This window comes from Streptomyces sp. NPDC047525 (genome assembly GCF_040643025.1).
Taxonomy (GTDB): domain Bacteria; phylum Actinomycetota; class Actinomycetes; order Streptomycetales; family Streptomycetaceae; genus Streptomyces; species Streptomyces durmitorensis.
In genome coordinates, this window is sequence record NZ_JBEYTL010000006.1 from 21,114 (window position 1) to 42,562 (window position 21,449).

General features: G+C 71.4%; 24 protein-coding genes and 1 pseudogene. 16 read left to right on the forward strand and 9 right to left on the reverse strand.

Features of this window, described 5'->3' with window-relative positions; genetic code table 11:
• The first annotated feature begins 179 nt into the window (after positions 1–179).
• Positions 180–803, forward strand: a complete 624-nt coding sequence (locus tag ABZ833_RS18225) for a PadR family transcriptional regulator (protein ID WP_249593144.1) — start codon at positions 180–182, stop codon at positions 801–803.
• A gap of 124 nt (positions 804–927) precedes the next feature.
• Here ABZ833_RS18225 and ABZ833_RS18230 read toward each other — a convergent pair whose 3' ends face one another.
• On the reverse strand, positions 928–1,356 hold the full coding sequence (locus ABZ833_RS18230) for an SRPBCC family protein (RefSeq protein ID WP_361047609.1): 429 nt from the start codon (positions 1,354–1,356) through the stop codon (positions 928–930).
• 302 nt (positions 1,357–1,658) lie between these two features.
• Here ABZ833_RS18230 and ABZ833_RS18235 point away from each other — a divergent pair, with 302 nt between their 5' ends.
• Positions 1,659–2,474 carry a putative protein N(5)-glutamine methyltransferase gene (locus ABZ833_RS18235; protein WP_361047612.1) on the forward strand — a complete coding sequence of 272 codons (816 nt, stop codon included), beginning with the start codon at positions 1,659–1,661 and terminating at the stop codon, positions 2,472–2,474.
• Here the strand turns inward: ABZ833_RS18235 and ABZ833_RS18240 are convergent.
• Positions 2,471–2,692: a hypothetical protein gene (locus tag ABZ833_RS18240; protein WP_361047615.1), complete on the reverse strand. Its 222-nt coding sequence runs from the start codon at positions 2,690–2,692 to the stop codon at positions 2,471–2,473. The two genes, ABZ833_RS18235 and ABZ833_RS18240, sit on opposite strands and share 4 nt — an antisense overlap.
• 197 nt (positions 2,693–2,889) lie before the next feature.
• Between ABZ833_RS18240 and ABZ833_RS18245 the strand changes: the two genes are divergently transcribed.
• From ABZ833_RS18245 to ABZ833_RS18255, 3 genes are all read left to right on the forward strand, one after another.
• Entirely contained in the window at positions 2,890–3,492 is a 603-nt protein-coding gene (locus ABZ833_RS18245) for a Clp protease N-terminal domain-containing protein (protein ID WP_361047618.1), read from the forward strand.
• Positions 3,493–3,577: 85 nt separating this feature from the next.
• Entirely contained in the window at positions 3,578–4,561 is a 984-nt protein-coding gene (locus ABZ833_RS18250; protein WP_361048721.1) for an EamA family transporter, read from the forward strand.
• Positions 4,562–4,725: 164 nt separating this feature from the next.
• Positions 4,726–5,715, forward strand: coding sequence for a DMT family transporter (locus ABZ833_RS18255; protein ID WP_361048723.1), 990 nt, complete (start codon positions 4,726–4,728; stop codon positions 5,713–5,715).
• A gap of 77 nt (positions 5,716–5,792) precedes the next feature.
• Here ABZ833_RS18255 and ABZ833_RS18260 read toward each other — a convergent pair.
• Positions 5,793–6,415 (reverse strand): annotated as a pseudogene (locus tag ABZ833_RS18260) (FMN-binding negative transcriptional regulator).
• The gene (locus ABZ833_RS18265) at positions 6,415–7,137 is read right to left on the reverse strand and encodes a pyridoxamine 5'-phosphate oxidase family protein (RefSeq protein WP_361047621.1); all 723 of its coding nucleotides are present in this window, start codon (positions 7,135–7,137) and stop codon (positions 6,415–6,417) included. The pseudogene ABZ833_RS18260 and the gene ABZ833_RS18265 overlap by 1 nt, the downstream one beginning before the upstream one ends.
• Before the next feature lie 35 nt (positions 7,138–7,172).
• Here ABZ833_RS18265 and ABZ833_RS18270 point away from each other — a divergent pair, with 35 nt between their 5' ends.
• Positions 7,173–8,504 carry an aminotransferase class I/II-fold pyridoxal phosphate-dependent enzyme gene (locus ABZ833_RS18270; RefSeq protein ID WP_361047623.1) on the forward strand — a complete coding sequence of 444 codons (1,332 nt, stop codon included), beginning with the start codon at positions 7,173–7,175 and terminating at the stop codon, positions 8,502–8,504.
• On the opposite strand, the gene ABZ833_RS18275 is transcribed toward ABZ833_RS18270, so the two are convergent.
• Entirely contained in the window at positions 8,495–9,478 is a 984-nt protein-coding gene (locus ABZ833_RS18275; RefSeq protein WP_361047626.1) for a DMT family transporter, read from the reverse strand. The two genes, ABZ833_RS18270 and ABZ833_RS18275, sit on opposite strands and share 10 nt — an antisense overlap.
• A 74-nt stretch (positions 9,479–9,552) precedes the next feature.
• Between ABZ833_RS18275 and ABZ833_RS18280 the strand changes: the two genes are divergently transcribed.
• Positions 9,553–10,458 carry a LysR family transcriptional regulator gene (locus ABZ833_RS18280; protein ID WP_361047629.1) on the forward strand — a complete coding sequence of 302 codons (906 nt, stop codon included), beginning with the start codon at positions 9,553–9,555 and terminating at the stop codon, positions 10,456–10,458.
• On the opposite strand, the gene ABZ833_RS18285 is transcribed toward ABZ833_RS18280, so the two are convergent.
• Positions 10,459–10,938, reverse strand: a complete 480-nt coding sequence (locus tag ABZ833_RS18285; protein ID WP_361047632.1) for a pyridoxamine 5'-phosphate oxidase family protein — start codon at positions 10,936–10,938, stop codon at positions 10,459–10,461.
• A gap of 185 nt (positions 10,939–11,123) precedes the next feature.
• Between ABZ833_RS18285 and ABZ833_RS18290 the strand changes: the two genes are divergently transcribed.
• Complete coding sequence (locus ABZ833_RS18290; RefSeq protein ID WP_361047635.1) at positions 11,124–11,765, forward strand: cysteine hydrolase; 642 nt, start codon at positions 11,124–11,126, stop codon at positions 11,763–11,765.
• On the opposite strand, the gene ABZ833_RS18295 is transcribed toward ABZ833_RS18290, so the two are convergent.
• Positions 11,752–12,216, reverse strand: a complete 465-nt coding sequence (locus tag ABZ833_RS18295; protein ID WP_361047637.1) for a Rieske (2Fe-2S) protein — start codon at positions 12,214–12,216, stop codon at positions 11,752–11,754. The two genes, ABZ833_RS18290 and ABZ833_RS18295, sit on opposite strands and share 14 nt — an antisense overlap.
• Positions 12,217–12,306: 90 nt before the next feature.
• Between ABZ833_RS18295 and ABZ833_RS18300 the strand changes: the two genes are divergently transcribed.
• The 7 genes from ABZ833_RS18300 (at position 12,307) to ABZ833_RS18330 (ending at position 18,587) form a co-directional block, all read left to right on the forward strand.
• Positions 12,307–13,098, forward strand: coding sequence for a HipA family kinase (locus tag ABZ833_RS18300; RefSeq protein WP_361047640.1), 792 nt, complete (start codon positions 12,307–12,309; stop codon positions 13,096–13,098).
• Positions 13,095–13,505 carry a DUF3037 domain-containing protein gene (locus ABZ833_RS18305; RefSeq protein WP_361047643.1) on the forward strand — a complete coding sequence of 137 codons (411 nt, stop codon included), beginning with the start codon at positions 13,095–13,097 and terminating at the stop codon, positions 13,503–13,505. Before ABZ833_RS18300 ends, ABZ833_RS18305 begins: the two co-directional genes overlap by 4 nt.
• A gap of 135 nt (positions 13,506–13,640) precedes the next feature.
• A complete protein-coding gene (fabG, locus tag ABZ833_RS18310; RefSeq protein ID WP_361047646.1) occupies positions 13,641–14,402 on the forward strand; it encodes a 3-oxoacyl-ACP reductase FabG in 762 nt (253 codons plus the stop codon).
• Positions 14,403–14,439: 37 nt separating this feature from the next.
• Positions 14,440–15,195, forward strand: coding sequence for an SDR family oxidoreductase (locus ABZ833_RS18315; RefSeq protein WP_249591259.1), 756 nt, complete (start codon positions 14,440–14,442; stop codon positions 15,193–15,195).
• 188 nt (positions 15,196–15,383) lie between these two features.
• The gene (locus tag ABZ833_RS18320) at positions 15,384–16,970 is read left to right on the forward strand and encodes an ABC transporter substrate-binding protein (protein WP_361048725.1); all 1,587 of its coding nucleotides are present in this window, start codon (positions 15,384–15,386) and stop codon (positions 16,968–16,970) included.
• Positions 16,971–17,110: 140 nt separating this feature from the next.
• Positions 17,111–17,794 (forward strand): uracil-DNA glycosylase, encoded by a 684-nt coding sequence (gene ung / locus ABZ833_RS18325; protein WP_361047649.1) that lies wholly within the window; start codon positions 17,111–17,113, stop codon positions 17,792–17,794.
• Between the two features lie 271 nt (positions 17,795–18,065).
• The gene (locus tag ABZ833_RS18330; RefSeq protein WP_361047652.1) at positions 18,066–18,587 is read left to right on the forward strand and encodes a hypothetical protein; all 522 of its coding nucleotides are present in this window, start codon (positions 18,066–18,068) and stop codon (positions 18,585–18,587) included.
• A 76-nt stretch (positions 18,588–18,663) separates the two neighbouring features.
• Here ABZ833_RS18330 and ABZ833_RS18335 read toward each other — a convergent pair whose 3' ends face one another.
• Together ABZ833_RS18335 and ABZ833_RS18340 are read right to left on the reverse strand one after the other, a co-directional pair.
• Positions 18,664–19,119: a hypothetical protein gene (locus tag ABZ833_RS18335; protein ID WP_361047655.1), complete on the reverse strand. Its 456-nt coding sequence runs from the start codon at positions 19,117–19,119 to the stop codon at positions 18,664–18,666.
• Positions 19,120–19,510: 391 nt separating this feature from the next.
• Positions 19,511–20,125, reverse strand: a complete 615-nt coding sequence (locus tag ABZ833_RS18340) for a TetR family transcriptional regulator C-terminal domain-containing protein (protein WP_361047657.1) — start codon at positions 20,123–20,125, stop codon at positions 19,511–19,513.
• Between the two features lie 92 nt (positions 20,126–20,217).
• On the opposite strand from ABZ833_RS18340, the gene ABZ833_RS18345 reads away from it, so the two are divergent.
• On the forward strand, positions 20,218–21,441 hold the full coding sequence (locus ABZ833_RS18345; protein WP_361047660.1) for an FAD-dependent monooxygenase: 1,224 nt from the start codon (positions 20,218–20,220) through the stop codon (positions 21,439–21,441).
• The last annotated feature ends 8 nt before the right edge of the window (positions 21,442–21,449 follow it).

The window sequence follows — 21,449 nt, forward strand, 5'->3', positions numbered from 1 at the left end:
CCTTGTGTGACCCGCTCTCCCCGGCGTCGCCCCTCTGACCTGCGGCTCTGCCCGCCTTCCCGAGGAGCCTTGCCATCCGAACAGTTCCGATATATCGTTGACGCATCGCGACAGATCAACGATGGCGCGATAGATCACCTACGCAAGTACAAGATCAAGCACACTGAGGAGTGATTGCCATGCGTTCCCACGGTTATGAACACGAGCACGGACGCGGAAAGTGCGGCCCCGGACACGAGGGTCGCGGCGGCTTCGAGGGGCGGCGCGCCGCGTTCGGTCCCTTTGGGCCCGGCTTCGGCGGTCCCGGTGGGCCCGGCGGCCCCTGGGGTGGCGGACGAGGCGGCAGGGGCGGTCCGCGAGGCAGGGCGCGGCGCGGCGACGTACGCGCGTCGATCCTGGCTCTCCTGAAGGACCGGCCGATGCACGGCTACGAGATGATCCAGGAGATCGCCGAGCGCAGCGGCGGGGCATGGAAGCCCAGCCCCGGTTCGGTGTACCCGACCCTCCAGCTCCTGGAGGACGAGGGCCTGATCAGCAGCGCGAGCGAGGGCGGCAAGAAGCTCTTCTCGCTCACCGAGGCCGGCGTCACCGCGGCCGAGGAAGGTCCCGACGCGCCTTGGGAAGAGGCCGGGCGCGGAGTCGACTGGGAGACGCTGAACGAGATCCGGCAGGCCGGCTTCGGCCTGATGGAGGCGTTCGGCCAGGTCTGGAAGACCGGCAGCAAGGACCAGCGCGAGAAGGCCCTCACGGTCATCAACGACGCCCGCAAGAAGCTGTACCTGATCCTCGCCGATGAGGACTGAGGTGGTGGGGGTCGACGACCCCCAGTGCCATTGAGGCGCCCCGCACTGCGTGTGTGGGGCGCCTCTTTGTGTTCGTCTGAAGGGCGGGGGTTCGTGAAGGGCGGGGGCTCGTGAATACGCGGGCTCAGGTCACCAGGCCCGCCAGCTTCCGCAGCGACTCGTCCAGCGCCGCCGTCGCCGAGTCCTTCAGCTTGCCCGCCATCAGGGAGACCGCCGCGCCCGTGAACTCCCCGTCTATGCGTACCTTCGTCGCGCCTCCGTCGGGGGCGAGCGTGTAGCGGGTGCCGACCGTGACGCCCATGGGGCCCTTGCCCTTGATGGCCAGGGTGCGCTCGCTCTCCAGGTCCTCGATCGTCCAGTTGACCTCGGCGGGGAATCCCATCAGCTTCATGTTCTCCGCGAACGTGCCGCCCACCTCCAGCGTGGTGGGGCCGCCCTTCGGGAAACTCGTGTGCGTGGCGTTCCACTCGCCGTACGAGGAGAAGTCGGTGAGTTGGGCCCAGACCTTCTCTGCGGGCGCCTCGATCCGTGCTTCCGCGCTGACTTCGGCCATGCGACGACCCCTTCTCGTTGGGCGCTGCGGCGGGCGCAGCTGCGGTGTCGCGGAACGTAGCCGCAGGCCCTGGAACATTCAATACTGATGAACCGTCAGATATTGTGGACCCTCCGCCCGAGCCGCCCCGTACGGGGTCGGGTACTGTTGCCCTCCCCGCGACGGACGCGGGCAGAGAGACCCGGGAGGTGAGACCCATCACCGCAGCAGCAGGTAGGGCGCTCCCCCTTCGCGACCGCGCGGTTCACCCGGCATAGGTGACCGAGGGAGCCCCACAGGCGTCCCGAAAGGTTTCACTTCTGATGTCGGTCTCACCTTCGTCACCCGCGTCATCACCCATAGAATCCCTGGCCCCTTCCGCCATCGTCACCAGGCTGCGCGCCGCCGGCTGTGTCTTCGCCGAGGACGAGACGGAGTTGCTCGTCGCCACCGCCCGTGACCACGCCGAACTCGCCGCCATGGTGGAGCGGCGCGTCGCAGGACGTCCGCTCGAACACGTCCTGGGCTGGGCGGAGTTCCGCGGTCTGCGGATCGCCGTGGACGCCGGGGTCTTCGTGCCCCGGCGGCGCACCGAGTTCCTCGTGCAGGAGGCCGCCGCCCTCGCCGGTCCCGGGGCCGTCGTCGTCGACCTGTGCTGTGGCTCGGGCGCGCTGGGGGCCGCGCTCGGCGCCGCCGTCGACCGGGTCGAGCTGTACGCCGCCGACATCGACCCCGCGGCCGTGCGGTGCGCCCGGCGCAACGTCGCCGACGTGGGGGGACGGGTGTACGAGGGCGACCTCTACGCGCCGCTGCCCGGCACTCTCCGGGGCCGGGTCGACGTACTCCTGGCGAACGTCCCCTACGTACCCACCGAAGAGGTCGGTCTCCTGCCGCCGGAAGCCCGCATCCACGAGGCCCGTGTGGCGCTCGACGGCGGTGCGGACGGCCTCGACGTCCTGCGGCGGGTGACCGCGGACGCCGCACGCTGGCTGGCGCCCGGCGGCCGGCTGCTGTTCGAGACGAGCGAGCGGCAGGTGCCGTACGCGCTCGAAGCGGTCGCCGACGGCGGTCTCGTGGCGCGGTCGGTGAGTGACGAGGAGATGTACGCGACGGTCGTCGTCGGGACGCGGCCCGCCTAGGCCTCGTGTGGGGCCCGCTCGGTCGGGAGCCAGCCGACCTTGCGTATGACCGCCGCGTCGAACAGGTCGCACGCCCTGGGGAAGGGGCCCTCGTCGTGGCAGTGCCAGGCCTCCCAGAACAGGTCGGCGGGCAGTGCGTCATCGGGTGCGTACACCCGATACACGTACTGCCTGCCGTCGATCGCCGGCAGCGCGACCATCCAGCACCTGCACTCCATGCCTGAAAGACGAGTGACCGGTGCGCCACGGTTGCGTTCCCGGCGCGAATCAAGACGGCGCGCGCCCCTCAGGGAAGAAGAGTGGGATCTCATCCGTAAGGAGGAGAAGCCACACATGCGTACCCAACCTGTGTCGGACGCGAAGATGCTTCCCGCCGCCGATGACGCCGCCTTCGGGGGCTGATGGGGTGGGAGATGTGCAAAGCCGTACCCCGCAGGGCGCCGAGCCCGGCCCGACCCGAGCAGACATCGACTCCCGGCTCAGCGCCGCGCTGGCGTCGGTGGTGGCAGGCGCGCGCCGGCGTGCCGTGCGGGACGGGGACCGGCAGGTCGACACCGCGCATCTGCTGCACTCCCTGCTGGAGACCGACCCCGACGTGCGGGCCGCCTTCGACGACGGGGGCCAGGTGGTGCGGCTCCTCGGCTATCTCGTCCAGCGCAGCATCGGCTACGGCCTGCAGTGGCAGGGGACGGTCGAGGACTCCGGAGCGGTGCCGCTGGTGCGCCAGGGCGGCTCCGCGTCCGTGAAGGAGACGGGCTGGTCGCCGTCCGCCGCCGCGGCCATGGAGGCGGCCATCGGGCGGGCCGCCCTGCGCGGCGAACCGCGCACCCTCGGCATCGACCTCCTGGTGGCGCTCGTCGCCGATCCGGACTGCCGCGCGGTCGAGGTGCTCGGGCGGGCCGGAGCCGACGCGCAGGTGATCCTCCGGCGGGTCGAGGACGCTCCGTACGCAGAGACGTACGCCGATCCCTACGTCGGTCCGTACCCCGATCCGTACGCCGGGACGTCCGCCGATTGAGACAGGGTCTATCGGGGGTGACGCTCATGACACGTCCTGTCATGATGTGCCGGTGCAAGCGTCTCAGGGGAAACAGACGGGCTCGATGCCGAGCCGGGGGAGAGGCGTCGGGCTGGGGCTCGCCCTGGGGTCGGCGGTCGCCTTCGGCGGCTCGGGTGTCGCGGCCAAGCCGCTGATCGAGGCGGGTCTCGACCCGCTGCACGTGGTGTGGCTGCGGGTGGCGGGCGCCGCCCTGGTGATGCTGCCGGTCGCCTGGCGCCACCGCGGACTGCTGCGCCGCAGGCCCGCGCTCCTGCTCGGCTTCGGCCTGCTCGCCGTGGCCGGCGTCCAGGCCTGCTACTTCGCGGCGATCTCCCGTATCCCCGTGGGTGTCGCGCTCCTGGTCGAGTACCTCGCACCCGCGCTCGTCCTCGGCTGGGTGCGCTTCGTGCAGCGGCGGCCCGTGACGCGGGCGGCCGCGGTGGGCGTGGTGCTCGCCGTCGGCGGACTCGCCTGTGTCGTCGAGGTGTGGGCCGGGCTGAGCTTCGACGCCGTGGGGCTGCTCCTCGCGCTGGGCGCCGCGTGCTGCCAGGTCGGCTACTTCGTCCTGTCCGACCAGGGCAGCGACGCGGGCGACGACGCCCCTGACCCGCTCGGCGTCATCGCGTTCGGGCTCCTGATCGGCACCGCCGTGCTCACCGTCGTGGCGCGCCCCTGGGGCATGGACTGGTCGGTGCTCGCGGGGAGCGCGGACATGGACGGCTCGGCCGTGCCCGCGTGGGCGCTCATCGGCTGGATCGTGATCGTCGCGACCGTCGTGGCGTACGTCACCGGGGTGCTCTCCGTGCGCCGGCTCTCGCCCCAGGTGGCCGGGGTCGTGGCCTGTCTGGAAGCGGTCATCGCGACCGTGCTCGCCTGGGTGATGCTGGGCGAACACCTGTCGGCGCCGCAGATCATCGGGGGCGCCGTGGTGCTCGCGGGGGCGTTCATCGCGCAGTCGTCCACGCCCGCCAAACCGCGTGAGGGGCCCACCGCGGGCGGGTCGCCGGAGCCGAAGGAACAGTTGTCGTCGACCGGCACGGCCGCTTAGGGTGTCGATCATGCATTCACGCGCGCTCGTTCTTCCGCCTCCCGCCGCTTAAGCGCGGGCATCTCCTGGATCACGCCCGGCCGGTGGCCGGGTGGAACGACGCTGCCCGCAGACGGAGCCAAGGACCTCTCTTTTCCTTTCTGCGGAGAACTCACGTGTCGAATGTGTCGACTGCTGCCTCCGGCCTGTCCGTCGGGCGAGGCCTCTTCTATCTGATCGTCGCCGGTACGGCCTGGGGCACCGCGGGTGCCGCCGCCGCGCTGGTCTTCAACGCCAGTGACATGGGGCCGGTCAGCCTGTCCTTCTGGCGCTGTGCGGGCGGCTTCGTGCTGCTCTACGCCGTCCGTCTGGTGCGCTCGCGCCGACGGTCCTCGTACGTCGCCGAGAGCGCGCCGTTGCGGCGCAGGCTGCCGCGGATCGTGGCGACCGGCGTGGCCCTCGCCGTGTTCCAGACCGCCTACTTCGCGGCCGTCGAGTCGACCGGGCTCGCGGTCGGCACGGTGGTCACGATGGGCGCAGGGCCCGTACTCATCGCGCTCGGGGCGCGGTTCACCATGGGGGAGCGGCTCGGGCGCGGCGGGGTCGTGGCCGTGGCGGGGGCGGTCGCCGGGCTCGTGGTGCTCGTCCTGGGCGGCGGGGGCGCGAGCGTGCGTCCGGTGGGCGTCGGGTGGGGGCTGCTCTCGGCCGCCGCGTACGCCGCGATGACGCTGCTCACGCGGTGGTGGGGGCGGGACGGCGGCGCCGACTCGTCCGACACGACGGTCTGGTCGTTCGCCGTGGTGTCCGTCTGCCTGCTGCCGCTCGCCGCGGTGGAAGGGCTCGTCCCGCACGCCGCCGACCCGGCGCGGATGGGGCTCTACCTGCTCTACATCGTCGTGATCCCGACGGCCGTCGCCTACGCCCTGTACTTCGCGGGCGCCGCCGTCATCCGGTCGGCGACCGTCTCCGTGATCACGCTCCTCGAGCCGCTGAGCGCCGCGGTCATCGCGGTCGTGCTGCTCGGCGAGGAGCTGACCGTGTCGATGGTGCTCGGCACTCTGCTGATGCTGGCCGCGGTGACGGGTCTTGCGGTCGCCGAGACGGTCGCTGCGCGGCGGGGGAGGGATCTTGCGGGGCACGGTTGGAGTGGCCGTGCCCCGCGTGTTCTGTCCTGAACCGCGCGCCGGTGGGGGCTGGGCGCGCCCACGCGGCGGAGCCGCACATGTCACGGCCCGCGCCCCTGATGGGGCGCTCAGCGGCGGCGCAGCTGCTGGGCCTGTGCCGCCGCGTCACGCGGTCCGCCTCGTGCCGCGAGGCCCGCCGCGATCCGGTCCTGGACGTCCTGTGGCTTGTTGCCCGCGTACTTGAACTTCGCCCGTACGTCGGTCACTTCGAGCCACAGGACACGGATGCCGGAGAGCAGACGGCCGAAGGGGTCTTCGCCCACCTCGGCCGGGACCGTGCCGCCCTCCGGCTGGAAGTGGGCGACCTGGCGGTTGAGGAGCTCGGCCTTCTCCTGCGGGGAGTCCACGACGCGGGCGGTGCAGCGGAGCTGGACGGCGGCGTACAAGCTCGTCGGCACCCCGTGCTCGGCAGGGGTGCCCGCGGGCGCCTTCCAGGGGCCCGGCACGTACGCGTAGTCGTCGACCACGCTGAGCAGCACTTCGGGATCGGCTTCCAGTGCGGGCCACAGGGGGTTGGGCCGCGCCAGGTGCGTGATCACCCGGCCCCGCGGTCGTACGCGAAGTGCGCCGGCTGGACGTGCGGGGGCTCTCCGGGCAGGCCGTTCACGGCGAGCTGCCCGAAGTCGTGGCCGGCGAGCCACTGTTGCCACTCGGCGTCGGAGTGCGGGGCGTCCCAGGGGTGGATCAGCATCACAGTGCGCTGAGGTAGCCGGGGGTGTCGATGCCGGGGGCGAGGTCGGCCGACGGGATGACGGCGCCGTAGCCCGTGACCAGCGGGACGACGCCGGACCAGTACGGAAGGCCGAGGTCCTCGGCGTCGTCGTTCGGGCCGCCGGTACGCATCTTGGCGGAGACCGTGGCGAGGTCGAGGCTGAGCACTGCGGTGGCCGCGAGCTCCTTGGCGTTCGCGGCGCGGGAGTCGGCGGAGCGGCCCGGCACGACGTGGTCGACGAGCGCGTCGAGGGCGGTGCGCTTCTCCTCGGGGTCCGTGACCTGGTGGGCGGTGCCGTGGATCACCACGGAGCGGTAGTTGAGTGAGTGGTGGAAGGCCGACCGGGCAAGGACGAGGCCGTCGACGTGGGTGACGGTCAGACAGACCGCGAGCCCCGGGTCCTCCTCCTGCTGCCGGGTGTCGCCCGCCATCCGCAGCGGCCGGGAGCCCGTCGAGCCGTGCACGTACAGGCGCTCGCCCACCCGGCCGTACAGCGTCGGCAGGACGACGGGGGCGCCGTCACGCACGAAGCCGAGGTGGCAGACGTAGGCCTCGTCGAGTATCGCGTGCACCAGTTCCTGGTCGTACGAGGCGCGGTCACGGCCGCGGGTGGGGACGGTGAGTTCGGTCGGCGCGTACGAGGCGGTGTCGGTGGCGGTCCCGTCACCGGTCTCGATGCCGGACTCGGATGCGACGCTCATTGCCTTCTCCATTGCACTAGTGCATAATGTGGTTTGTGCTAGGAGAGTATCGGATCGAAGGCCGGCGCGCAGCTGAGATCGCTGCCAGCGTGGAGCGTGCGGTGGGTGGCGGAGACCTGGAACCGGGTCAACTGCTCCCGCCGATGCGCGAGTTGGCGGAGCGGCTCGGGGTGAATCCCAATACGGTGGCCGCCGCCTACCGCACGCTGCGCGAACGCGGCGTCATCGAGACGGCGGGGCGGCGCGGCAGCCGCGTACGCCCCAAGCCCGCGACGACGGTGCGCGAGCTGATCCGCGTGGACGTGCCCGCCGGAGTGCGCGACGTGTCGAACGGCAATCCGGACACGGCGCTGCTCCCGCCGCTCGCCGAGGTGTTCGCGGCCGCCGCCGCGGAGGGCGACCGGAATCCCGTGCTGTACGGGCAGGAGGCCGTGCACCCTGAACTGACCCGCCACGCGCGCGTGGCCCTCGACGAGGACGGTGTGCCGGACGGTCCCGTCGCCGTCACCTCCGGGTCCCTCGACGCCATCGAGCGCGTGCTCGCGGCGCACCTCAAGCCCGGCGACGCGGTGGCGGTCGAGGACCCGGGCTGGGGGAGCCTGCTCGACCTGATGCCGGTGCTCGGGCTGCGTACGGTCCCGATGGGCGTCGACGACGACGGGCCGCTGCCCGCCGACGTGGAGGACGCGCTGCGCGGCGGCGTCCGGGCGCTCATCGTCACCGACCGCGCCCAGAACCCGACGGGCGCCGCGATCAGTGCGCCACGCGCGCGTGCCCTGCGCAAAGTGCTCTCCGCGCACAAGGACGTACTGCTCATCGAGGACGACCACGGCCACGCCATCGTCGACCTGCCGCTGCACCCGCTGGCGGGCGTGACCCGAAGCTGGGCCTTCGTCCGCTCCACGGCCAAGGCGTACGGCCCTGACCTGCGCCTCGCCCTGCTCACCGGGGACGCGGTCACCGTCGATCGCGTCCAGGGGCGCCAGCGGCTCGGCCCCGGCTGGGTGAGCCATCTGTCGCAGCGCGCCGTGGTGCGGCTGTGGACGGAAGGGGCGGTGGACCCGGCCGAGGTGGCGGCGTCCTACGGGCGGCGCCGTGACGCCCTGATCGCCGCACTCGCCGCGCGGGGCGTCACGGCGCACGGGCGCAGCGGCATGAACGTGTGGGTGCCCGTGCCGGACGAGACGGGTGCGGTCTCCCGGCTGCTGCACGCGGGGTGGGCCGTCGCCCCGGGGGCGCGGTTCCGGATGAGTGCGCGGCCCGGGGTGCGGATCACGGTGTCGACGCTCGGGGACGGTGACATCGAAGCGGTGGCGGACGCCGTCGCCTCCGCCACCGGGCCCGCTCCCGCGCGGCGTTATGAGTGAGCGGGCTTCCGCGAGCGATCACGCGGCCTTGACTGGGTGAGCGCCGCGCCCGCCAGGACGATCACCGCGCCGACCGGCGTCGACCAGCTCAGGGACTCGCCGAGCACGGCCACGCCCGCGGCGGTGGCGATGACCGGGACGAAGTACGTGACCATCTGGGCCGTCGTCGGCCCGACCTCGGCGACGAGGCCGTACTGGATCAGGAACGCGACCCCGGTGCCGACGGCACCCAGTGCCACGATCGCGAGGAGCGGCACGACGGGGAAGTGCGTGGGGAAGGACGTGAACAGCGGGGTCACCACGGCCAGTTCGCCGGTCGCGACCAGAAGCTGGGCGCCGGTCAGGGAGAGGTTCGAGTGGGAGGAGCCGGCCAGCGTGCGGCGCACGTAGATCCAGCCGATCGGGTAGCACACCGAGGCGAGCAGGGCCATCGCCGTACCGCGGAAGTCAAGGCCGCTGAAGCCCTGCCAGGCGCCGAGGACCGTGAGCACTCCCAGGAACCCGATGCCGAGCCCCGCGACCCTGCGCCGCGTCGGACGGTCCTCGGAGAGCGCGACCAGGGAGAGCGCCATGCCCCACAGCGGTGAGGTCGCGTTGCAGATGCCGGCGAGCGTGGACGGGATCGTCAGCTCCGCGTACGCGAACAGCGAGAACGGCAGGGCGTTGAGCAGCAGCGCCGCGACCGCGAGATGGCCCCACGTGCGCGCCCCGCGCGGCAGCCGCTCGCGCTTGGTCACGAGGACGGCCGCGACGACCGCGGTGCCGAAGACCAGTCGTCCCAAGGTGACTTGGAACGGTGCGTAGCCCTCCGTGCCGACCTTGATCAGCAGGAAGCTGAAGCCCCAGATCAGCGAGAGGATGCCGAAGCGGAGGCGCCAGCCGAGGGCGCGGCGCTTCGGGTCTGTGGGGGAGTCAGGGGAGTCAGGGGCGGAGGGGGCGGCAAGGGAGCCGGACGGGGTGGTGGTGGCGCTCATGTACGTCACCTTGAAGCAGCCAACCTCGTAGAACAAGCGAAATAAACTGCCCGATATCCCGTAGCATCGCTTACATGTTGAACCTGGAGCGTCTGCGCACGCTCGACGCACTGGCCCGGCACGGCTCCGTCAGCGGCGCCGCGGCGGGACTGCACGTCACGACGTCGGCGGTCTCCCAGCAGATGACCAAGCTGGAGCGCGAGGTGGGCCAGCAGCTCCTGGCCAAGAACGGCCGCGGGGTGCGCCTGACCGACGCCGGACGGCTGCTCGCCGAGCATGCCGCGCGCATCCTCTCCCAGGTGGAGCTCGCCAGGGCCGACCTGGAGGAGCAGCGCGGCAAGGCCGTCGGTGAGCTGCGCATCGCCGCGTTCCCCACGGCGATGCGCGGCCTGCTGCCCGCCACGCTCGCCTCGCTGAGCGCCGGGCACCCCGGCCTGCGCGTCCGCTCCCAGGAGATGGAGCCGCAGCCCGCGGTGGCCGCCGTGGTGCGCGGCGACATCGACATGGCGGTCGTCCTCGACTGGTACAACAAGCCGCTGCCGATGCCCGAAGGCCTGGTCAAGGCGGCCCTCCTGGACGATCCCACCGATGTCGCCATGCCCGCGGGGCACCCCCTCGCCGACCGCGACGAAGTGGATCTGGAGGAGTTCGTGGACGACGAGTGGATCACCTGGGCGGAGGGCGAGTTCTGTCATGAGTGGCTGATGTTCACGCTGCGCGCCAAGGGCATCGAGCCGCGGATCGCCCACCGCGCGGAGGAGCACCACACCCAGCTGGCGCTGGTGGCCGCGGGGCTCGGCGTGTGCGTGGCGCCCCAGTTGGGGCGCGATCCGATGCCTGCCGGGGTCAGGACGGTCCCGGTGCGGCACCGGGTGCGCCGTCAGGTGTACGTGGTGTGGCGCGCGGACGCGGACCGCAGGCCGTCGATCAGGGCCGCGGTGGAGGCGCTCCAGGGAGCCGGGGCGGCTCTGGGGCGGTGATCAGGGGCGGGACTGCAGCTCGGCCAGTTTCCGGAAGTCCCAGGACGCGATCGCGTCGGGCGTGAGCCGGATCCAGGCGTGCTTCCCGTCGTACGGCATCGCGTCCATCCCGAAGTACTTCTGGGCGAACAACCGCTCGGGGGCGTCGAGTTCGGGGCAGGGCTCGCCCACGCGCGGTGACTCGGCGACGAAGACCGCCGTCCCGGACAGCTCCACGCCCCGCAGCTCTCCGTACTCCACGCCCGAGTCGATCACCACGGCGATCCGCTGGTCGCCCCGCAGGTCCGCCCAGCGCTTGCTGCGGGTGATCGAGAACAGCCACAAGGACGTGCCGTCCCAGGCGAACCAGAGCGCGCTGACGTGCGGGGCGCCGTCCGCGGACACGGTGGCGACCCGGCAGGTGCGCTCCTCGGCGAGGAACGCGTCGAGCTCGCCCGGCGACATCATGATCCTGCGGCCCCGGCGCTGTGTGACGGCCATCGGTCCTCCCGCGGCAAAGGGAAAAGGTGGGTGCACGAAGGGAACTGACTGGTCGTCAGTTTCGTGCGTCAGGAAAGCATGCGGTCTCTTCCGCCGTGGCGCAATGGCGGCTAACCTCCGCGCATCCCGGGCGCCGGTTGCCACGGCTGTCCCGGACGACCCGGACGACCCGGACAGGGGGAGCCATGCCGTCGTACGAACAGCTCAGGGAACTCCTCGATCCCGCCACCACCGTACTGATGACCGTCGAGTGCCAGCAGGGTGTGGTGGGGACGGAGAGCGCGCTGCCCGAACTCGCCGACGAGGCGCGCTCGTCGGGCTGTCTCGTCAATGTCGCGCGGCTCGTCTCCGCCGCCCACCAGGCAGGCGTCCAGGTCCTGCACGCCGTCGCCGAACGGCGGCCCGACGGGCGGGGCGCCAACCACAACGCGCGCCTCTTCCGTGCCGCGGGACGGCTGCCCGTGCAGCAGCTGTCCGGGACCAAGGCCGTACGGATCGCGCCGCCCATCGAGGTGGCCGACGAGGACTTCGTCGTACGACGGCTGCACGGGCTCTCGCCCCTCGCGGGCACGGACGTCGACCCGCTGCTGCGCAACCTGGGGTGCCGCACCCTCCTGGTGACCGGTGTGTCGGCGAACGTGGCGATACCGAACGCCGTCTTCGACGCCGTGAACCTCGGCTACACCGCCGTCGTGGCATCGGACGCCATCGCGGGAGTCCCCTCCGACTATGCACCCGCGATGATCCGCAACACGCTCGCCCTGGTGGCCACCATCGCCACCACCGAGGACGTCCTCGGCAGCTGGAAGCGTCCTAGGCCAGTGTGATCGAGTCCCCGTCCACGCGGATCTCGGCGGTGGGCAGCGGTTTCGTCGCCGGGGAAGCCTTCACGCTTCCGTCCGCGATGGCGAACTTGCTCCCGTGACAAGGGCAGTTGATGGTGCCGCCCTCCACGCTCGTCACCGGACACTGTTTATGGGTGCAGCGGTTCGAGAAGGCCTTGAACTCGCCCTCCGTCGGCTGGGTCACGACCACCCCCTCCTCCTTGAAGATCTTGCCGCCGCCCACCGGGATCTCCGAGGTCTTGGCGAGCACGGCCCCGGCGGCGCCTTCGGGCTCCGCGGCCTTGTCGGGCACTTTGTCCGCGGCCGGATCGGAGTCGTACGAGTCGTCGCTCTCCCCGCAGGCGGCGAGCGCGGCGGCCAGGCTGACGACACCCGCCGCCGCGACGACGGAACGGCGGGTGGGCGTGGGCAGAGGTTCCTTCGAAAGGGTCATGTCCGGTGGTACGAGACCGCGCACCGCCGTGTTCAAACGCTCAAGGACTTCTTGCGCGAGCCGAGTTCGGACCGGCATTAACCTGGGGCAATGCTCACCGAAGTCACCGCGGTCCGGTACGCGACGCCCCTGCGGGAGGGCGGATCGCTCCCCGGCCTCGTCGAGGCCGTCGACGGCCGGGGAATGTACGCCTCGTACGTCATGAAGTTCACCGGGGCCGGACAGGGCCGCAAGACGCTGGTCGCCGAGGTGATCTGCGGGCAGCTGGCGCGCGGCCTCGGCCTGCGGGTGCCGGGTCTGACGGGGATCACGCTCGACCCGGTGCTCGGCCTCGGTGAGCCCGATCAGCAGGTGCAGGCGCTGCTCAAGTCGAGCCGCGGTCTCAACCTCGGGATGGAGTACCTCTCGGGCGCGCTCGGCTTCGACGCGCTCGCCCACGACGTCGATCCGGCCGAGGCGGGCCGCGTCGTGTGGTTCGACGCGCTCATCAACAACGTGGACCGCTCCTGGCGCAACCCCAACATGCTCGTGGTCGGCGGCGACCTGTGGCTCATCGACCACGGCGCGAGCATGATCTGGCACCACAACTGGCGCACCGCCGAGACCGCGGCCGCCAAGCCGTACGACGCGTCCGACCACGCCCTGGCCCCCTTCGGCCCTGACGTCGCCACGGCCGCAGCCGAGCTCGCCCCGCTGGTGACCGAGGAGCTGCTCGCCGCGGCCGCCGCCGATGTGCCCGACGTGTGGCTCGTGGACGAGCCGGGCTTCGACGGCCCCGACGCCGTGCGCCGCGCCTATGTGGCGGCGCTGCTGCCGCGGGCCAGGACCATCCACGAACGGATCCAGCTGCCCGAGCCGCAGCGGAAGGGCGCCGACCAGTGACCGAGCAGCCGTTGCCTGTCCAGGCGATCCAGCGGGACGTCTTCGAGTACGCCCTGGTGCGCGTCGTGCCGCGTGTGGAGCGCGGGGAGCAGTTCAACGCGGGAGTGGTGGTCTACTGCCGGGCCAAGTCCTTCGTGGCCGCCCGTACGCATCTGGACGAGGCCAAGCTGCGGGCCCTGGACCCGGAAGCCGACCCCGAGAGCATCAAGGCCGCCCTCGGCGCCGTCGAGCGGATCTGTGCGGGCGGCGAAGGGGCAGGTCAGGCCGAGCGGGACGATGCCGGGCGGCGCTTTCGGTGGCTGATCGCGCCGCGCTCGACCGTCGTGCAGCCGGGGCCGGTGCACACGGGCCTCACGGCGGATCCCGCCGCAGAGGTGGACCGACTCCTCGACCTCCTGGTGAGGTGAAGAATCACAGCTCCCGGTGTGCCGTTGACACCGGGTGCCAGGGCTTCTAGCGTCTCGTTCAGCTGAAGGTACTAAGCGGTCGCTCACCATCGGGGCGTACCGTAGAGCCGCATCCCAAGGGCGAGGAGAACCAGCATGTCCACCACTGAGCAGCGCGTCGCGGTCGTGACCGGAGCAGCGCGAGGCATCGGCGCGGCGACCGCCGTGCGTCTGGCCGCCGAAGGCCGCGCCGTCGCGGTGATCGACCTCGATGAGGCCGCCTGCAAGGACACCGTCACGACGATCACCGCTGCCGGTGGCAGGGCGATCGCCGTCGGCTGCGACGTGTCCGACGAGGCTCAGGTCGAGGCGGCCATCGCCCGGATCGCCGACGAGCTCGGCGCCCCCACGATCCTCGTGAACAACGCCGGTGTGCTCCGCGACAACCTCCTCTTCAAGATGAGCGCGAACGACTGGGACACGGTCATGAACGTGCACCTGCGCGGTGCGTTCCTGATGTCCCGCGCGATCCAGAAGCACATGGTGGACGCCAAGTTCGGCCGGATCGTGAACCTCTCCTCGTCCTCCGCGCTCGGCAATCGGGGCCAGGTCAACTACGCCGCGGCCAAGGCAGGACTGCAGGGCTTCACCAAGACCCTCGCCAAGGAGCTCGGCAAGTTCGGCGTCACCGCCAACTCCGTGGCCCCGGGCTTCATCGTCACCGAGATGACCAAGTCCACCGCCGACCGCGTCGGCATGGGCTTCGAGGACTTCCAGGCCGCGGCCGCCACGCAGATCCCCGTGCAGCGGGTGGGCCGCCCCGAGGACATCGCCAACGCCATCGCGTTCTTCACGGGCGACGCCGCGGGCTTCGTCTCGGGCCAGGTCATGTACGTGGCCGGCGGCCCGCTCAACTAGTTCGGTACCGGTAGTTCTGTCCCGGAGGGATGCGGAGATGACAGTGCAGGACAGTGGCAAGGCAGCGCTCATCACGGGCGCGAGCCGCGGTATCGGCTATGGCATCGCGGAGGCGCTCGTCGCCCGCGGTGACCGCGTGTGCATCACCGGACGCAACGAGGACGCGCTCAAGGAGGCCGTCGAGAAGCTCGGCGCCGACCGCGTCATCGGCGTCGCGGGCAAGGCCCACGACGAGGCCCACCAGGCGGTCGCCGTCGAGCGCGCCATGGAGGCCTTCGGGCGGGTCGACTTCTTGATCAACAACGCCGGTACGAACCCGGTGTTCGGGCCGATGGCCGAGCTCGACCTCAATGTGGCGCGCAAGGTCTTCGAGACCAACGTGATCTCGGCGCTCGGCTTCGCCCAGCAGACCTGGAAGGCCTGGCAGAGCGAGAACGGCGGCGCGATCGTGAACATCGCCTCCGTCGCGGGCGTCGCCCCCTCGCCGTTCATCGGCGCGTACGGCATGAGCAAGGCCGCCATGGTCAACCTCACCCTGCAGCTCGCGCACGAGTTCGCCCCGAAGGTGCGGGTCAACTCGATCGCGCCGGCCGTGGTCAAGACGAAGTTCGCCCAGGCGCTGTACGAGGGCCGTGAGGAGGAGGCGGCAGCCGCGTACCCCCTGGGGCGGCTCGGTGTGCCCGAGGACATCGGGGGCGCCGCCGCGTTCCTCACGTCCAGCCAGTCGGACTGGATCACGGGGCAGACACTCGTGGTCGATGGCGGCATCTTCCTCAATGCGGGCGTCAGCTGACGAAGGCTGCACAATCGCCAGGTACGCCACTCAAAAGGGACGTACACGCGCATCAAGTGCCCCGTCGGCGCCGCAAGTTGGCCCGGCGGGGCATTGCGATATTGTCTCCCGACCCATGGCATGGCCGATCGAGGAGCGTGCGCGTGTTCAGTGAAGTTCGCCTGGTGGCGGCGGCGGGTCTCCGTGGCCTGGCCAGGCTGCCCCGCCGGGGCCTGCGGCCGGCCGCGGCGCTGGTGTCCATATCCCTGCTCTCGGGATGCGGAGTCTTCTCTTCGGACGAGTCCGACGAGGAGCAGAAGATCACCGTCGGCACGATGAGTGCCCCCAGTACCCTCGATCCGGCGGCCGCCTGGGACAGCTCCTGGGAGCTGTACCGGAACGTCTTCCAGACGCTCCTGAGCTTCCCCAGCGGGGCCGCCGAGCCCGAGCCGGACGCGGCCGAGTCCTGCAAGTTCACCGACGCCACGAACAAGGTCTTCACCTGTGAGCTGCGGGAGGACCTCAAGTTCTCCGACGGCCACGAGCTCGACGCGAAGGCGGTCAAGTACACCTTCGACCGCATGCGGCGCATCGACGTCAAGGGCGGTCCCACCGGTCTGCTCGGATCGCTCGACTCGGTCGAGACGAAGGGCGACCGGACGGTCACGTTCCGGCTCAAGAAGCCGGACGCCACGTTCCCGTTCGTGCTCTCCACGCCCGCCATGTCGATCGTCGACCCCCGCGAGTACCCCGCGGACAAGCTCCGCGAGGGCACCTCGATCGCGGGCTCGGGGCCGTACGCCCTGGAGGCGTACAAGGCCGGTGAGCGGGCGGAGCTGGTCAAGAACACCCACTACAAGGGTGCGGCCGACCGCAAGAACGACGCCGTCACGATCCGCTACTTCAAGAAGTCGGCCACCATGGTCGAGGCCCTGAAGAACAAGCAGATCGACGTCACCTTCCGCGGACTCGCGGCGGAGGACATCGTCGAGATGCAGGCCAACAAGCACGCGCGCGAGGGCATCCAGCTCGTCGAGGGCTCGGGCACCGAGATCCGCTACCTGGTGTTCAACCCCGATGACCCCTGGGCCAGGAAGAAGCCGGTCCGCCAGGCCTTCGCCCAGGTCATCGACCGCCCGGCCATCGCCCACAAGATCTACCAGGACACGGTCGAGCCGCTGTACTCGATGGTCCCCCAGGGCCTCACCGGACACGGCACGGGCTTCTTCGACGACTACGGAGACCCCAGCGTCACCAAGGCCGCGGACATCCTCAAGGGCGCGGGCATCAACGAACCGGTTCCGCTCACGCTCTGGTACACGACCGACCGCTACGGTTCGGCGACCGAGGGGGAGTTCAAGGAGATCAAGCGGCAGCTCGAGGACTCGGGTCTTTTCAAGATCACGCTGAAGGGCCGTCCCTGGACCGAGTTCGACGCGGGCACCAAGAAGCGCGAGTACCCCGTCTTCGGCCGTGGCTGGTTCCCCGACTTCCCCGACGCGGAGAACTTCATCGCGCCGTTCATCGGCACGAAGAACGTGCTCAACACGCCGTACCCGTCACGGGAGATCACCGACGAGGTGCTGCCGCGCTCGCGCCGTGAGGCCGATCGCGGCGCGGTGGCCGACGACTTCGAGCGGGCCCAGAAGCTCCTCGTCGACGACGCGCGCCTGCTCCCGATGTGGCAGGGCAAGCAATACATCATGGCGAGCGAGGAGATCGCGGGCGGCGAGCGCGCCCTCGATCCCTCGGCGATCATGATGATGTGGGAGCTCCAGCGCAAGACCAGCTGGTAGCGCGCGACCCGACCGGCTGGTAGCGCGCACGACTGGCCGGTGGTGGGAGTCCGCGGGCAGCGGGGCGGGGTCGGGCCGATTGTCAGTGGCCGCCGGTAGGTTCTGTGGTGAGAAGTGACCGCACACCGGAGGTTGTTGACGTGACCGACATCGCCATGCTGCCCGCGTCCTGGCGCGGAGTCCTCGGCGAGGAGCTGCAGAAGCCCTACTTCAAGGAGCTCACCGAGTTCGTCGAGGAAGAGCGGGAGAAGGGTCCCGTCTACCCTCCGCGTGACGAAGTGTTCGCCGCGCTCGACGCGACTCCGTACGACCAGGTCAAGGTCCTCGTCCTCGGTCAGGATCCGTACCACGGCGAGGGGCAGGGGCACGGCCTCTGCTTCTCCGTGCGGCCCGGCGTGAAGACCCCGCCCTCGCTGCGCAACATCTACAAGGAGATGAAGGAAGAGCTCGGCCACCCCGTGCCGGACAACGGCTATCTGATGCCGTGGGCCCAGCAGGGCGTCCTGCTCCTGAACGCGGTGCTCACGGTCCGCGCGGGAGAGGCCAACTCCCACAAGGGCAAGGGCTGGGAGAAGTTCACGGACGCGGTGATCCGCGCGGTGGCCGACCGCCCCGACCCCGCCGTCTTCGTACTGTGGGGCAATTACGCTCAGAAAAAGCTGCCGCTCATCGACGAGGAGCGGCACGTGGTGGTGAAGGGCGCGCATCCGTCGCCGCTCTCCGCCAAGAAGTTCTTCGGCTCGCACCCCTTCACGCAGATCGACGCGGCGGTCGCTGCGCAGGGCCATGAGGCGATCGACTGGCGGGTGCCGGATCTGGGCTGAGCTTGGCCGGGGTCTGGTGACGCCGGGGCCTGGTGGTGCTGGTGATGCCGGGGCCTTGTGGTGCGGGTGAACTTGCTTGCGGTGGCGGCGTGCGCGATGCGTGCGCCGCCGTTCGTTTGCCGTGCGGCCGCCCGTAGCCGTACGTGACCTTCTCGGGCTCGGCCAGGGCTGTCACCGGGCTGGCCCAGCGGTATGGGGGAGCGCCTCGCGGCCGATCGCGCCTGACCGTGATTGTCAGTGGAGGCGGATAGCGTCGAGAGCGGTGTGCACGATGGCCGTACGGCGTACGAGTGTGGAGGACCCGGTGGCGGAGCAGCAGGAGCAGGCGGCGGAAGACGCCATGATGACCCGGATCGGGCAGGCGGTCATGCTGCATCACGGGGGCGACCGTGAGGAGGCGCAGGGACGCTTCCTGGGGCTGTGGTCGGAGATCGGCGAGGAGGGCGACCCGCTGCACCGCTGCACGCTGGCGCACTACATGGCGGACACGCAGGAGGATCCCTCGGACGAGCTGGCGTGGGATCTGCGGGCGTTGTCGGCGGCGGACGAGCTGACGGACGAGCGCCTCCATGAGCACCACGACTCGATCGCGGTCCGTGGCTTCTATCCGTCCCTGCACCTCAACCTCGCCGCGGACTACGCGAAGCTGGGGCGCCCCGAGGCGGCGCGCAACCACATTCGGCGGGCGCGGGGGGCGGTCGGGGCGCTGGGGGACGACGGGTACGGGGACGGGGTTCGGGCGGCCATCGGGAGGCTGGAGATGCGGTTGGGGGAGGGTAGCGAGGTGGAGTGAGGTGGGGTGAGGTGGGGGGAGTGGAGTGGAGTTGGGGTGAGGCAGGTGGGGGCGGGGGCCGCGGGGCGGGTGCGGGTCAATGCCCGTAGGCGTCCTCGCAGATGACCGCCTCGGGGCTGCCGGGCTGCCAGCCGCCGTACTTCTTGCCGAGGGCGCAGAGGTCCGGGTTGGTCGGCGCCGCGGTGGGAATCGCGGGCGGTTCGACGGCCTCGGGGCGGTGACCGTGGCGCTGCGGGGGCGGGCCGGAGCGCTGCGCGGGGTTCGCGGTGCGGGGTGGTGCGGCGGGGACGGTCGGGGCGGTGCCGGTGGCGCGGGGCGCCGGGCCGCGGGGCGGTCCGATGAGCTCCAGGGCCTCGCGGGCGGGGGCCTCCACGACCCGCGGGCGGGAGTCGCCGTCGGTGCGGGGTGCCGGGGGTGGGGCGCTCGCGAGGGACGGCCCTGACGCGGGCTGCCGCTCGACGCTCACACAGCCGGAGACGGCGGTGACCGCCACAGAGACCAGGAGCGTGGCGGCGGTCGTGGTTCGGTGCATTCGCGCAACTCTGGGGTGTGGGGGGTGGCTTCGGCGAGGGAATGGGGGGAAGTTGGCCCGCACGAGTGAGTGCGCCTCTGGCCGGCGGGGGGAGGGGGTGGGGGGGGGCTGGTGAGGGGCTCTGTTGCTTCGCCACTCCGTGGTGGGGGCTCGGTGTTTTCGTCTGCGGGCCGACGCCGGTCTGTCCCGCCGCTTCGCGGCGGATCTCTCCCACCCACCCACCCGTTTGCCCCGTGGTGCCGTGGTGCCGCGGTGCTGTGCTTGCCTTCCCGTCCGCCCGGTAACGGGTGGGTGGGTGGGTGGGTGGGGGGCTCCGCCGCGCAGCGGCGGGAGGGGGCCTTTTCGTGGGGCCGGGTGAACGGGTGAGGGAGGCCCCGCAGCGGCGGAGCCGTTAGGGCTCGTTCAGCATTCCGGCGAGGAGCTCGCGGAAGCCGGTCCGCAGTGACTCCTCGCTCGGCGGGGGCGTGCCGAAGGAGCCCGCCGCGTGTGAGAACAGGAGGCCTTCGCACCACGCCGCCAGAGACAGCGCGTGCCGCTCGGGATCCGGCGAGCCCATCGTCCGCATCAGGGCCACCAGCGGCTCCCTGAACCGGGCCCCCGCCGCGTCGTAGTAGGCGCGCAGTTCCGGTCTGCGCGTTGCCTCCAGGGCCAGTTCGTAGCGGGAGACCAGCAGGTGGCGGTGGTCGCCGGTCAGGTAGCGGTGCAGGGCAAGGGCGAGCGCGGTGATCAGCGGCTCGCGGTTGCTCTTGTCGGGGGTGGTGAGGGTCTGCAGCTCGGCAGGGGTCAGTACCGCTGACTCGCGTACCGCCAGCCTCCCCACCGCCGCCTCCAGGAGGGCGAGCCGGGTGCGCGCGTGGTTCGAGGTCGAGCCCTGCGGGAGCCCCGCGGCCTCGTCCACGGCCCGGTGCGTCAGCCCCCGCATGCCGCGCTCGGCGAGCAGGGCCAGGGCCGTGTCGGCGATCAGTTCGCTGCGGGGCGGCCCCGCGCTGCGTCGGTGTACGGACATGGTGTTCACCCTAGCCGCATTCACTACAGGTGTAGTAGCGTCAGTGTCGTTGCTACTACAGATGTAGTGCACGAGTCGCGGAGGAGTCAGCCATGGCACAGCAAGACCGCAGGCCCTACGCCGTCGTCATCGGCGGCGGCATCGGCGGACTCACCTCCGCCATCGTCCTGCACCTCTCGGGCTGGCGGGTCACCGTCCTGGAGCGGGCCGCCACCCTGGAGCCCGTCGGATCCGGCATCGGGCTCGCCCCCAACTCCCAGCGCGCGCTTGACGTCCTGGGCCTCGGCGACCGGGTCCGCGCGCTCGCCGCCTGGGAGGGCGGCGGCGGGATGCGCGCGCAGAACGGGCGCTGGCTCGTGCGGATCAGCGGCGCGGCGACCGCGGCGGAGTTCGGCGGCGACCTCGTCCTCGTGCACCGCGCGACCCTCGTCGACCTGCTCGTCTCCGCACTGCCCGCCGACGCCCTGCGCACCGGAGTGCGGGCCGAGCTCGCCGATCCCGGAGCCGCCGACCGCAGGGCCGTCGTCCGTACCGACGACGGGGACATCGAGGCGGACCTCGTCGTCGGAGCCGACGGCATCAACTCGGCCGTGCGCTCGGCCCTGTTCCCGGCGCACCCGCAGCCGACGTACGCCGGATTCACGGCCTGGCGCCTGGTCGTTCCCGCGCCCGACCGCCCCTTCGAACCGCACGAGACCTGGGGGCGCGGCGGCGTCTGGGGCACCCATCCGCTCAAGGACGGCAGGATCTACGCGTACGCCACCGCCACCGTCCCCGAAGGCGGCCACAGCCCCGACGGCGAGAAGGCCGAGCTGGTGCGCCGCTTCTCCGCATGGCACGACCCGATCCCCGAGATCATCGCCGCCGCACGCCCCGATGACATCCTGCGCAATGACGTGCGCCACATGAGCACGCCCCTCGCGCACTACCACCGGGGCCGGACCGCCCTCATCGGTGACGCCGCGCACGCCATGGCACCCACCCTGGCCCAGGGCGGCAACCAGGCCATCGAGGACGCCGTCGTCCTGGCCCACCACGCGGCCCCGGGCGGCGACCTCACCGCGGGGCTCGCCGGCTACAGCGCGGTGCGGGTGCCGCGTACCACCGCGATCGTCCGGCAGGCGGCGCGCGCAGCCCGCATGAACCACCTGACGAGCGCCCCGCTCATCGCCGTACGCAACGGACTCATCGCCGCGGCGGCGCGCCTCGGTCCGAACCTCATCCTGCGGAGCTTCGCCTCGATCGCCGACTGGCGCCCGCCGCAGCAGCCGTATGCTGCGGGAACAGAACTCGCACAGCGCAGCAGTGAGACATGAGCGCAGCA